General features: G+C 36.8%; 13 protein-coding genes, 2 pseudogenes and 1 riboswitch. Of the genes and pseudogenes, 6 read left to right on the top strand and 9 right to left on the bottom strand.

Translation table 11 applies throughout. The features are described from left to right. Both GFJ36_RS24585 and GFJ36_RS29255 read right to left on the bottom strand, forming a co-directional pair. Window positions 1–438 (bottom strand): annotated as a pseudogene (locus tag GFJ36_RS24585) (collagen-like protein); the annotation flags it as partial. Window positions 439–653: 215 nt separating this feature from the next. Further along, window positions 654–818, bottom strand: a complete 165-nt coding sequence (locus tag GFJ36_RS29255; RefSeq protein WP_087984879.1) for a hypothetical protein — start codon at window positions 816–818, stop codon at window positions 654–656. 123 nt (window positions 819–941) lie between these two features. Between GFJ36_RS29255 and GFJ36_RS24580 the strand changes: the two genes are divergently transcribed. Together GFJ36_RS24580 and GFJ36_RS24575 are read left to right on the top strand one after the other, a co-directional pair. Continuing rightward, window positions 942–1,265, top strand: coding sequence for an iron-sulfur cluster biosynthesis family protein (locus tag GFJ36_RS24580; RefSeq protein ID WP_048540845.1), 324 nt, complete (start codon window positions 942–944; stop codon window positions 1,263–1,265). A gap of 262 nt (window positions 1,266–1,527) precedes the next feature. Continuing rightward, window positions 1,528–2,433, top strand: a complete 906-nt coding sequence (locus GFJ36_RS24575; protein WP_048540844.1) for a DMT family transporter — start codon at window positions 1,528–1,530, stop codon at window positions 2,431–2,433. A 28-nt stretch (window positions 2,434–2,461) separates the two neighbouring features. On the opposite strand, the gene GFJ36_RS24570 is transcribed toward GFJ36_RS24575, so the two are convergent. Beyond that, window positions 2,462–2,683 (bottom strand): hypothetical protein, encoded by a 222-nt coding sequence (locus GFJ36_RS24570; RefSeq protein ID WP_000639043.1) that lies wholly within the window; start codon window positions 2,681–2,683, stop codon window positions 2,462–2,464. Between the two features lie 292 nt (window positions 2,684–2,975). On the opposite strand from GFJ36_RS24570, the gene GFJ36_RS24565 reads away from it, so the two are divergent. Further along, window positions 2,976–3,359 carry an ATP synthase subunit I gene (locus tag GFJ36_RS24565; protein ID WP_000624934.1) on the top strand — a complete coding sequence of 128 codons (384 nt, stop codon included), beginning with the start codon at window positions 2,976–2,978 and terminating at the stop codon, window positions 3,357–3,359. 115 nt (window positions 3,360–3,474) lie between these two features. Here GFJ36_RS24565 and GFJ36_RS29250 read toward each other — a convergent pair. After that, window positions 3,475–3,672, bottom strand: a pseudogene (locus GFJ36_RS29250) (hypothetical protein). A gap of 273 nt (window positions 3,673–3,945) precedes the next feature. After that, the gene (gene pckA / locus GFJ36_RS24560) at window positions 3,946–5,532 is read right to left on the bottom strand and encodes a phosphoenolpyruvate carboxykinase (ATP) (RefSeq protein ID WP_087984876.1); all 1,587 of its coding nucleotides are present in this window, start codon (window positions 5,530–5,532) and stop codon (window positions 3,946–3,948) included. A 228-nt stretch (window positions 5,533–5,760) separates the two neighbouring features. After that, window positions 5,761–5,882, top strand: a riboswitch (SAM riboswitch). Between the two features lie 169 nt (window positions 5,883–6,051). Here pckA and metK point away from each other — a divergent pair. Next, window positions 6,052–7,251: a methionine adenosyltransferase gene (gene metK, locus GFJ36_RS24555; protein ID WP_000163113.1), complete on the top strand. Its 1,200-nt coding sequence runs from the start codon at window positions 6,052–6,054 to the stop codon at window positions 7,249–7,251. 41 nt (window positions 7,252–7,292) lie between these two features. Here the strand turns inward: metK and GFJ36_RS24550 are convergent, their stop codons facing one another. Further along, on the bottom strand, window positions 7,293–7,472 hold the full coding sequence (locus GFJ36_RS24550; protein WP_097889167.1) for a hypothetical protein: 180 nt from the start codon (window positions 7,470–7,472) through the stop codon (window positions 7,293–7,295). Between the two features lie 6 nt (window positions 7,473–7,478). Next, window positions 7,479–7,658: a hypothetical protein gene (locus tag GFJ36_RS24545; protein WP_088064629.1), complete on the bottom strand. Its 180-nt coding sequence runs from the start codon at window positions 7,656–7,658 to the stop codon at window positions 7,479–7,481. A 238-nt stretch (window positions 7,659–7,896) separates the two neighbouring features. Here GFJ36_RS24545 and GFJ36_RS24540 point away from each other — a divergent pair, with 238 nt between their 5' ends. Both GFJ36_RS24540 and GFJ36_RS24535 read left to right on the top strand, forming a co-directional pair. After that, a complete protein-coding gene (locus GFJ36_RS24540) occupies window positions 7,897–8,406 on the top strand; it encodes a MogA/MoaB family molybdenum cofactor biosynthesis protein (protein ID WP_000117127.1) in 510 nt (169 codons plus the stop codon). Continuing rightward, window positions 8,403–9,005, top strand: a complete 603-nt coding sequence (locus GFJ36_RS24535) for a molybdenum cofactor guanylyltransferase (RefSeq protein ID WP_097889168.1) — start codon at window positions 8,403–8,405, stop codon at window positions 9,003–9,005. Before GFJ36_RS24540 ends, GFJ36_RS24535 begins: the two co-directional genes overlap by 4 nt. Before the next feature lie 281 nt (window positions 9,006–9,286). Here the strand turns inward: GFJ36_RS24535 and GFJ36_RS24530 are convergent, their stop codons facing one another. Both GFJ36_RS24530 and GFJ36_RS24525 read right to left on the bottom strand, forming a co-directional pair. Next, window positions 9,287–10,429, bottom strand: a complete 1,143-nt coding sequence (locus GFJ36_RS24530) for a glycosyltransferase family 4 protein (protein ID WP_097889169.1) — start codon at window positions 10,427–10,429, stop codon at window positions 9,287–9,289. Window positions 10,430–10,441: 12 nt separating this feature from the next. After that, window positions 10,442–10,975 carry a phosphatase PAP2 family protein gene (locus tag GFJ36_RS24525; protein ID WP_157349758.1) on the bottom strand — a complete coding sequence of 178 codons (534 nt, stop codon included), beginning with the start codon at window positions 10,973–10,975 and terminating at the stop codon, window positions 10,442–10,444. Between the last annotated feature and the right edge of the window lie 131 nt (window positions 10,976–11,106).

Here is an 11,106-nt window from a genome sequence, read left to right as displayed (position 1 = left end):
ACTGCCAGTAGATCCAGTATTCCCCGTAGGTCCATTGATGCCGGAAGGTCCGGTACCGCCAGAAGGTCCAGTACTGCCAGTGTTTCCAGTAGGCCCACTTTCTACTAATACGATATAATCTGGAGATACATTCGGAAATCCTTGAGGTGCATCTTTTTTTACAACATAGCCGCTGCTCGTATAAGTGACAACTTGTCCTTTTTTATAGGTGGGGGCGGCTGCTAGACTAAAGGCGGTAGTACTTTGGAAACCAGCTCCGGAAGGCCCGGCAGAGCCAGTAGGTCCAGTACTACCAGTGGGTCCGGTGTTCCCGGAAGGTCCAGTGATGCCGGCAGAGCCAGTGTTTCCAGTAGGTCCGGTGCTACCAGTGGGCCCGGTGTTTCCGTTAGAACTACTATTGCGTCTGCCGTCGCAACTAAAACAATTACGTGGGTACATGTATGTTCTCCTTTCTATATTTTGAAAAACTAGTTTTAAAAATAGAACCACTATATACATATTATGAATTCTATATTTTTGTGTGTTCAATCGTATTGTGTATAGATTTTAAAATAGAGAGGAGAGTTGAATCGTTATAGAGCCAACGTTTCTCTTGTGGGCCGAAAGTAACACCCAAGTCAAAATTAAGCTGCAAATAAATCTTAAAGTGATTCTTATTTTTTCATAGCAAAATAAGAAGCGGTTAGGAAACAAATAAAGCCTAAAATCCAACCAATAGAAGGAGAATAAGGAAGTATATGTTGTAATAGCATTCCGCTAGAAATAAAAAAGCTACCGAGTAGGCCTAAGAAGATGGGGTATCGCAGTAATTTGAACATGAGTGATACAACCTCCTTTATTACATATATTGTATATTAGTCTTAATTTTCTGTATATAAATTTAAGAGAAAATGGTGGTACAATGTATGAAGGATATGAGAAGAGAGGATGAAGATTAACATATGTACGTTACTGTAACAGAAGCAGCATATAAAAAGATTATGGATACGATTCCAAATGAAGCGAAATATATAAAGTTATTTTACGATAATGAAGGTTGCGGTTGTGTAATGAGCGGAATTATCGATTTAGTAGCTGTAGCAGAAAAAGATGAGCGCGATGTGGATATCGAATCTAGCGCAATGAATTTTATCGCAGATCGTACAAAGCTTGTATTTATGGATGATAAGTTAACAGTTGATTGGCATGAAGTTGGAGGAACTTTTCAGCTGAAGAGCCCAAGCCAATTTTATAATCCAAATATGAAGTTACACGTTCGAGTGTAAGAAAGAAAAGATGGTCCAAAATATTTTTGGACCATCTTTTTATTATATAAGGTACTATTATTGTCGTTTTTTGTTGATAAGTAGATATATATATAAATCGCCGATATAATTCGAGTTGCGCTGATATATTCGAAAAATCGCCGATATAATTTCATGTACCAAACAAAGCAAACCTCTCCATACAATACAAAGATTTTTTCACATAATGAAATGTACATGTGATTGAATTTTCTGTATAATCTTATTTGCGGAGGGGATATGCATGAGAAGATGGGGGATTGAGTTATTAATTTTAGCAGTCGTTATTATTTGGGGGATTAATTTTACGATTGCTAAATATGGACTTTTAGAATTTACAGCAATTGAGTTTACTGCACTTCGGATGATATCAGCGGCACCGCTTATGTTACTCCTTACATTTTTTATTGAAAAGTCGGTTTATATGGAGCGAAAGGATATACCTAGATTAATCATCGTTAGCGTTGTAGGTATTGTATTGTATCAAACGTTATTTATGGAAACTGTCAAATATACGTCCGCTACAAATGCCTCTTTACTCATTTCTATTTCACCTATTTTTACAACTGTATTTGCTATTTTTTTGAAACAAGAAAAGTTTTCTTCTCGAAAGCTCATCGGTTCTATAATTGCCTTTGGTGGTGCTGCATTAGTTTTAGTAGCAGGGCATTCGCTTGCTAGTTCTTTTTATGGTAACGGAATTGGACTTATTACATCAATATGCTGGGGGCTTTATCCTGTTTTAGCAGGTCCATTAATTAAAAAATATTCAGCACTACGTGTTACCGCATGGTCAGCATTAGTTGGCGCGATTCCGCTTTTATTGTTAAGTGGACCACATGTATTTATAATGCCATTTCACATTACACATGGAATGACACTATTCGCTTTACTATATTCCATTTTCTTTGTAACAGTATTTGGTTTAGTGATGTGGTATGTTGGTATTCAAAAAATTGGCGCGTCACATACGATGGTATATATGTATATAACGCCACTTGTAGCTGTTTTATTTGCAGCTATATGGGCAAATGAATATGTATCATTTCAACAAATAATCGGTGGAATTATTATTTTCTTCGGTCTATGGTTTGTGAAATCGGAGAAAGTAAAAATTCATTCTACTGCGGGGGAACCTATATCAAAATAGGAAAACAGATCATCTATGATCTGCTTTCCTATTTTTTTATTTTTGGTAAGAAGACGAGAAATAAGATAGCAGTAATAAGTGGAATTAAGTTTAAAAATGGAATACGGAAGAGTGTGATAAGAATAATACCTGGAAGAAGAACACCGAGGACAGCGTAGAAAATACTATGATTTTTCGTGTACCAATACAATGAAAGTCCAATAAGTGCAGGGATAATGAGGTGAATGAGAGCCATTAAAAAATAAATCATTAGACGCCCCCTTTATTTGTGTACTTATTACATCATATCCGTATGTTCATAGATTGATATCACTTTTTTCATAAATGGACGAAAAATGTTTGGAAAAACGTCACAAATTATGAGAATATGATGTTTGAAATCTTGTATAATATTATTTCCTGAAAACATTAAAAACAACATAAACATACTGTTTATGTTGTTTTTAATTTGAGTGAAATGAATTTTAAGTAGTATGAACTCGAAAGAAATGAGTTATACAGCTTTTGTTGGATAGATAAAAATTACTGAAGAGGAGAACAGCATGATTAGTATGTCATTAAGATCATTTAAAATTCAATCGTATTATTTACTAGGTTTTCTTTTGCTAGGATGGATGTTAACACCGTTTTCAGCTCATTTTCTAGGTGCTGGAATTGGACTTATCGTAAGTATGTATTGTGTTTGGCTTTTAGGGAGACGAATTGAGAAGCTTGGAGATAGTATCGTAAAGAAAACGAAAGCACCGACGCTCGGTATGTTTAATCGTTTTGCAGCTGCCATTTTGGGCGCTGTTATTATGTACGAAATTGAGCACCACATGGTTATGTGGGCATTTGCAGTAGGGATTCTGGGTGGTTATTTCTTAATCGTTGTGAATTTAGGCTACTATAGTATGAAAGATGAGGAAGAATTAACAAAGAGCTAAAAAGATAAAAAGCCTCTTTTTAGGTGGAATAGAGGATCCGGCGAGGGGTAGTTACAATAGGAAGCATAATTTTGCATAAAATACAGGTTGCTGCTTCCTATAAGCTAACATGAAATCACGTATTAGTATGACTCTTATGTTCTTTAAAAAAGGTGGATATAATACAACAAATTATTCCGGTAATTAGAATAATATATTTTATCGTTTCACTTGTATGCTCAAATAAATTAACGTTAAGCATCACAAGTCCTCAAAACATTTGGATCGCTCCGTAACTGAATAAAATTTTTCCTGTACGAGAAAAATTTTTCATAGGCCTCATCCTTTCCTTCATATGTAAATTTTATCATAAAAAAATAATAATGAATGAATATAAAATGAATTTTCTGTGATTTTACGAACTAAGTCATAGATGAAGAGATAAGATATAGAAAGAAGCTTACGTTTTTAACGTAAGCTTCTTTTTTATGTAAGTGTGTATAACCGTTAAGCCGCATTGGGTTTTGTCGGTGAGTACGCGGAACTTTACGGTTACACGACACTTATTCATATGAGTAAAAGGGGTATTCCAACAGAAAGTTTGTACTTAAGCGATTGGACCGCCTAAGTTAATAATATCTTCAGAAACGCTGTCGAACTTTTTGAAGTTCTCTTTGAATTCGCTCGCAAGCTCGATTGCTTTCGCTTTGTAAGCAGCTTTATCAGCCCAAGTTTGTTCAGGCATTAACACTTCGTCAGGTACACCTGGTACGTGAAGTGGAACTTCAAGACCGAAGATGTCATGTTTAGCTGTTTCAGTTTTCGCAAGTTCGCCGCTTAATGCTGCTTGAATCATTGCACGAGTGTAACCTAAGTTCATACGTTTACCAATGCCGTATTCGCCACCAGTCCAGCCAGTGTTTACTAAGAATACTTTCGCATCGTGTTTCTCGATTTTTTCACCAAGCATTTCAGCATAGCGAGATGCATCAAGTGGTAAGAATGGTGAACCGAAGCAGGTTGAGAATGTTGCTTGCGGAGATGTAACGCCGCGCTCTGTTCCTGCTAGTTTACTAGTGTAACCACTTAAGAAATGATACATAGCTTGTTCTTTTGATAACTTACTGATTGGAGGCAATACGCCAGATGCATCAGCAGTTAAGAAAATGATTGTATTTGGGTGTCCAGCAACACTTGGCAGTACGATATTGTCAATCGCATGCATAGGGTATGCAGCACGAGTATTTTCTGTTAAAGTAGTATCGTTATAGTCTGCGATACGCGTTTGGTTATTAATGATAACGTTTTCTAAAACAGATCCAAATTTGATTGCATCGAAAATTTGTGGTTCTTTCTCGTGAGAAAGGTTTACACATTTTGCGTAGCAACCGCCTTCAATATTGAATACACCGTTATCAGACCAACCATGCTCATCATCACCGATTAATTTACGGTGTGGATCAGCAGATAATGTTGTTTTACCTGTTCCAGATAAACCGAAGAATAGTGCTACGTCACCTTCTTCACCTACGTTTGCAGAGCAGTGCATAGAAAGAATATCTTGTTCAGGTAGTAAGAAGTTCATAATAGAGAAGATTGATTTTTTCATTTCTCCAGCGTATTCTGTACCACCAATTAGTACGATACGTTTTTCGAATGAAACCATAATGAATGCTTCAGAGTTTGTACCGTCAACAGCTGGATCAGCTTTGAAATTCGGTGCAGAAACAATTGTGAACTCTGATTCATGAGTTGTTAATTCTTCTTCAGTTGGACGAATGAATAATTGATGTACAAATAAATTGTGCCATGCATATTCGTTAATAACTTGAATTGGTAGGCGGTAATTGCGGTCAGCGCCTGCAAATCCATTGAAGATGAATAACTCTTCTTTTTCTTTTAAGTATTCTAAAACTTTAGTGTATAATTTATTAAAATGTTCTTCAGAAATCGGTTGATTCACTGCTCCCCAAGCAATTTTGTCAGCAACCGATGCTTCTTTCACAATAAATTTATCTTTAGGAGAACGTCCTGTATATTTTCCTGTTGAAGCAGAAACGGCACCAGTAGAAGTTAATTTCCCTTCATTTCGCATTAATACTTTTTCCACTAATTGCGGAACACTTAGTTGAATCTGTGCATTGCTTCCGTTCAATAATTCGTGTAAACCAATTTGGACATTCACAGTACTCATATTTATATACCATCCTTTTCATTTAATGAAATATTTCTCGTAATCCCCAACAAGAGTATAACACAATTATATAAATAATGTATACTATTTATTTCTTTTTGTTTGTGTGAATGTATTATTTCCTTATTAATATTTCATTCCAGGCGTATTGAGAAAAACTTTCAGGAAAATGTGAATATTAATTGACAAATGAATATCATTTCTTTAGTATAGGTTGGGACGGATACTCTCTTATCCCGAGCTGGCGGAGGGACAGGCCCGATGAAGCCCAGCAACCTCACTTGTAGTGGTAAATACAGGTGAATAGGTGCTAAAACCTGTGCGAGGCTAACGGTCTCGAACGATAAGAGCAAAGGGCAAAAAGCAGTATGCAAGTAGCAAATTAAACCTTTCCTCTATGTAAAGTAGGAAAGGTTTTTCTGTATGCTTGTGTGGGAGAATAAATGTATGTCGCAGTTTGTGGCAAATTAAGGATGAGTTCCGTACAATATATACAATTACTGTAGGGAGGTTTACCACATGACAAAAAAACGTCATCTGTTCACATCTGAGTCTGTAACTGAAGGACATCCAGATAAAATTTGTGACCAAATTTCTGATTCAATTTTAGATGCGATCTTATCAAAGGACGCAAATGCACGTGTAGCTTGTGAAACAACTGTAACAACTGGTTTAGTATTGGTAGCGGGGGAAATTACGACTTCTACTTACGTAGATATTCCAAAAATCGTTCGTGAAACAATTCAAGGCATTGGTTACACACGCGCAAAATACGGATTCGATGCAGAAACTTGTGCAGTTTTAACATCTATCGATGAGCAATCTGCTGACATCGCTATGGGTGTTGACCAAGCGCTAGAAGCACGCGAAGGTCTAATGACTGACGCTGAGATTGAGGCAATTGGTGCGGGAGACCAAGGTTTAATGTTTGGCTTCGCATGTAATGAAACACAAGAATTAATGCCACTTCCAATCTCGCTTGCTCACAAATTAGCTCGCCGTTTAACTGAAGTACGTAAAGATGACACATTATCATACTTACGTCCGGATGGAAAAACGCAAGTTACAGTTGAGTATGATGAAAATGGTAAACCTGTACGTGTAGATACAATCGTAATTTCTACACAGCATCATCCAGATGTTACATGGGAAGAAATCGATCGCGATTTAAAAGAGCATGTAATTAAAGCTGTAGTTCCAGCAGAATTAATGGATGGAGAAACGAAATTCTTCATTAACCCAACTGGCCGCTTCGTAATTGGTGGACCACAAGGTGATGCTGGTTTAACAGGACGTAAAATCATCGTTGATACTTATGGTGGATACGCTCGCCACGGTGGCGGTGCATTCTCTGGTAAAGATGCAACGAAAGTTGACCGTTCTGCAGCATATGCAGCTCGTTATGTTGCGAAAAACATCGTAGCAGCTGGTCTTGCTGACAAAGCAGAAGTACAACTTGCATACGCAATTGGTGTAGCACAACCAGTATCAATTTCAGTTGATACATTCGGGACTGGTAAAGTATCTGAAGACGTACTAGTAGAACTAGTTCGTAACAACTTCGATCTTCGCCCAGCTGGTATTATTAAAATGCTAGACTTACGTCGCCCAATTTATAAACAAACAGCAGCTTACGGCCACTTCGGACGTACTGATGTAGACCTAACATGGGAACGTACAGACAAAGCTGCAGCTTTAAAAGAGCAAGCTGGTCTATAATATATGAAAAAAAGCTTTGCGCCGTGAGCGCAAAGCTTTTTTTATTTTGTTTTACTTCCAATTTGAATACATGAGCTACAATACACTTCGCCGTCTAGCTCAATATACTTTTTCATATTCGTCATACTATTTGCTGGAAAGGGCATATGAATCCATGCTTTTTCATACGTTTGTATTTCTTTTTTACATGATTTACAAAGGATTGGTTTCTTCTGGAACATATGTAATCAACCTTTCATTTGACGTGCTTTACCCGCGCAAAAGGCACTGCATAGTAAAAATAGTGTCGCGAATATAATGCTTACTAATGTAGCGTATGGAATTGCGCCTTTTAGAGAAAAGCCGACAGTAATGGAAGCGACGAATAAGAGGATGAATGTTGTTGTTAGTTTTTTATAAAGTTCCATAGTGAGTGAACCCCCAAATTATTTTGTAATTTAAAATGAAATCTACTATGTGGAAAATATAAGAGGATTTAAAGAGTAGCTAATGATGTGTAGTCTAGGAGTATAAGAAAGTATATTTTCCTTTTTGTGGTTGTATATACTTATATTGTATCATGGTGTATTAGCGGCTTCATACATAATTGTGTAAAGATAGGTATGATAAAATGAAGAAAAGACTTTAGGAAAGGGAAGATATAAAATGAGCGTAACCGAACATAAAAAACAAGCACCGAAAGAAGTGCGTTGCAAAATCGTAACGATTTCCGATACACGTACGGAAGAGACAGATAAGAGCGGACAACTATTACATGAATTGTTAAAAGAAGCGGGACATAAAGTAACTTCTTATGAAATTGTAAAAGATGATAAAGAAAGTATTCAGCAAGCGGTGTTAGCTGGTTATCATAAGGAAGATGTAGATGTTGTATTAACAAATGGCGGTACTGGTATTACGAAACGCGATGTCACAATTGAAGCAGTATCAGCGTTATTACATAAAGAAATTGTCGGATTTGGTGAGCTGTTCCGTATGATTAGTTATTTAGAAGATATCGGAAGCAGCGCAATGTTAAGTAGAGCGATTGGTGGTACAATTGGGCGCAAAGTAGTTTTCTCGATGCCAGGATCGAGCGGAGCAGTTCGCCTTGCGATGAATAAATTAATTTTACCGGAATTAGGTCATATTACATTTGAGCTGCATCGCCAATGAGTAAGTATGCTGGAATTGTATTAGCAGGCGGTATGTCGAGTCGATTCGGTGAGCCGAAAGCGTTAGCAATTTGGAAGGGAACTACTTTTGTTGAGCATATTGTGAAAGTGATGGGAACTACTTTGCAAGACATTGTAGTAATTAGCCATACTGATATAAAAGAGCGAGTAGAGCAACTCGTACAAGTTCCTGTTATAGAAGATATTCCGCATTATAAAGGAAATGGACCGCTTGCCGGCATTGTATCAGGTATGGAATATATAGAAGCAGATTGGTACGCTATTATGCCTTGCGATGCACCAAACGTTTCGCCAGAGTGGCTTACCATTTTACTAGAGCAAACGAGTAATGAATATGATGCGGTTGTACCTATTATTAATGGAAGAAAACAACCGTTACTTGCAGCGTATCATAACCGTGTGAAAGAAAAGATGTATGCTTTGCTTCAGGAAGAAAAAAGAAGTGTGGGCCAGCTTTTATCACAATGTAATGTAAAGTATGTTGCTGGAGAAGATGTACAAGCGCATGCGGATTGGTTTATAAATGTGAATACGAAAGAAGAATATGTGCAGGCTCAAAAAAACCTTTCAAATGAATGAAAGGTTTTTTAGTATACAGAAATTGGGGAACAATTACTGTATAAAGGTATGTGAGTAAGTTGATTTTAAGGGGAATTCTTAAAATCAATATACAGTTAAAATACTGTATAACCATATATTAATTTTTATGGGTTTTTATTACAAGTCTGTTTAGTTATGTTTATTTTTGATATAATGAATATAGAAATAAAACAATGTTTAACCTTATGTATCATTTATGAAACTAAAATTTATAACTGTGTAATAAACTCCCTTCGTCTAGTTGAAGGGAGCTCTTCTGTTTAAGCGAGTAATTCTGATGCGGTGTTCTGAAGGACGGTTTCGTATTGGTCAAGTAACCCACGGAAAATCTCATCCCAGCTTTTTGTTTTGGCATAAGATGAAGCCGCTATGCTCATTTGCATAAGTTGCTCTTCATTTCGCAATAAAGAATGGATGGATGATAGAAATGAATCCGCATGTTTGGGCGGGCAAAGAACTCCTGTCTGTCCATCCGTAATAATATTTTTAACCCCGCCACTATTTGCACCGATGACAGGTGTACCGCATGCAAGTGATTCGAGTACGACATTTCCGAACGTTTCAGTAGCGGATGGAAATACCATGATGTTAGAACAAGCATATGCTTCAGCTAAATCCTTACCTTGTAAATATCCAGTAAAAGTGACATTTGTATTCGGAACAGCTTCACGTAAATTTATTGCTAGAGGACCGTCTCCTGCAATGAGCCAATGAATATCGTTTCGAGTATGCGCTGTTTTCGCAATAAGGTGTTGTAACGTATCAATATCTTTTTCAGGGGCAAGCCGTCCAACATAGGAAAGGACATACTTCGCTGTAATATTATATTTTTTTCGGAATAGGTCTGTATTGTAAGATGGATGAAAGAGTGTGCAATCTACACCACGTCCCCATATGGAGAGGGAATGAAAGCCTTTATTTTTTAGTTGGTGTAACGTTTCAAAGGAAGGAACGAAATTTTTTTGCATATGGCTATGAAACCATTTTAAATAGTTCCAAAGCATGTTAGAGAGAAATTCGATTTTGTAATAGCGTAAATAAGCATCGAAATCAGTATGATAAGAACCGACAACTGGGATGTTTAACTTTTTTGCATAATACAATCCACAAAGTCCCATGTTGAAAGGTGTAGCAATGTGAATAATGTCAGGTTTAAAGGAAAGAAGTTCTCGTTTAATGCGCGGAGTAGGAAAAGAAAAGCGGCATTCTGGATATAATATTGTTAACGGGATACTTCTCATCTTGTTCACATTAGCTACGAAATTATCTTCAGCTGTATGCTGAGGGGCGAAAACAGAATAGGCGATCTTTTCTTTCTGAAAGTAACGTGTTAATCGTTCTAATGTTTTCGCAACTCCGTTAACTTGTGGCGTAAAAGTATCGGTAAAAATGGCGACTCTCATCATATCACTCCTTTATGTGAAAAGTGGGATGAATTGATAAAAAGAGATGATGCCAGAGCAAGTGCCGAGGCACATACCGACGAATACATCAGACGGATAGTGAAGCCCTAAATAAATGCGAGAAATGCCAACGCATAATGCTAACGGTAATAGAAAAGCAAATATGCTTGGATTATAGCAAATAAATGGAATAAGGACAGAGAAAACGGCTGTTGTATGACCAGACGGGAAAGAGTGGTCTTTTAATGGATGGACTGGATATTTCGCATCCTGAATTGTTAAATAAGGGCGTTTTCGCGGATACCATCTTTTTAACATTTGTACAGGAATATGGCTAATTGCTAAAGAAATAGCAGTTGCGATTGCAGCTTGATGCAAAGTCCCTTTTGCAAAAATTAAAAAGAAAAGTGTGAGTGCGATTGAGAAAGTAGCACCACCGATATGAGTAATATTGCTGAAAAAGATATTTAATGTTTTTTGATCAAAGTATCGGTTAATTCCTTTGAAAATGTAACATTCTATTTTATACAGTCCACTGACCTTCATGAAAATTCTCCTCCCTTGTTTACATATATATGGAGATATTAGCTTTTATTTTAATAAGATTTTATTGAGGGAGTAATAATGTTTTGTAAAGAAAAAGTTAGTTTTTATCCCGCTTTAATGGGCAGTAAGAC

It is taken from the genome of Bacillus sp. EE-W1 (assembly GCF_009760835.1).
In the GTDB taxonomy this organism is placed as follows: Bacteria; Bacillota; Bacilli; order Bacillales; family Bacillaceae_G; genus Bacillus_A; species Bacillus_A wiedmannii.
The sequence above is the reverse complement of the archived record's forward strand: the minus strand, read 5'-3'. Positions and strand labels throughout refer to the sequence as shown.

What these genes read in the sequence shown, in the direction of transcription:
- GFJ36_RS24575 (WP_048540844.1), top strand. Translation starts at nt 1,528, where the DNA reads ATGAGAAGATGGGGGATTGAGTTATTAATTTTAGCAGTCGTTATTATT.
- pckA (WP_087984876.1), bottom strand. Translation starts at nt 5,532, where the DNA reads ATGAGTACTGTGAATGTCCAAATTGGTTTACACGAATTATTGAACGGA.
- GFJ36_RS24580 (WP_048540845.1), top strand. Translation starts at nt 942, where the DNA reads ATGTACGTTACTGTAACAGAAGCAGCATATAAAAAGATTATGGATACG.
- GFJ36_RS24525 (WP_157349758.1), bottom strand. Translation starts at nt 10,975, where the DNA reads ATGAAGGTCAGTGGACTGTATAAAATAGAATGTTACATTTTCAAAGGA.
- GFJ36_RS24535 (WP_097889168.1), top strand. Translation starts at nt 8,403, where the DNA reads ATGAGTAAGTATGCTGGAATTGTATTAGCAGGCGGTATGTCGAGTCGA.
- GFJ36_RS29255 (WP_087984879.1), bottom strand. Translation starts at nt 818, where the DNA reads ATGTTCAAATTACTGCGATACCCCATCTTCTTAGGCCTACTCGGTAGC.
- GFJ36_RS24550 (WP_097889167.1), bottom strand. Translation starts at nt 7,472, where the DNA reads ATGTTCCAGAAGAAACCAATCCTTTGTAAATCATGTAAAAAAGAAATA.
- GFJ36_RS24545 (WP_088064629.1), bottom strand. Translation starts at nt 7,658, where the DNA reads ATGGAACTTTATAAAAAACTAACAACAACATTCATCCTCTTATTCGTC.
- metK (WP_000163113.1), top strand. Translation starts at nt 6,052, where the DNA reads ATGACAAAAAAACGTCATCTGTTCACATCTGAGTCTGTAACTGAAGGA.
- GFJ36_RS24565 (WP_000624934.1), top strand. Translation starts at nt 2,976, where the DNA reads ATGATTAGTATGTCATTAAGATCATTTAAAATTCAATCGTATTATTTA.
- GFJ36_RS24540 (WP_000117127.1), top strand. Translation starts at nt 7,897, where the DNA reads ATGAGCGTAACCGAACATAAAAAACAAGCACCGAAAGAAGTGCGTTGC.
- GFJ36_RS24530 (WP_097889169.1), bottom strand. Translation starts at nt 10,429, where the DNA reads ATGAGAGTCGCCATTTTTACCGATACTTTTACGCCACAAGTTAACGGA.
- GFJ36_RS24570 (WP_000639043.1), bottom strand. Translation starts at nt 2,683, where the DNA reads ATGATTTATTTTTTAATGGCTCTCATTCACCTCATTATCCCTGCACTT.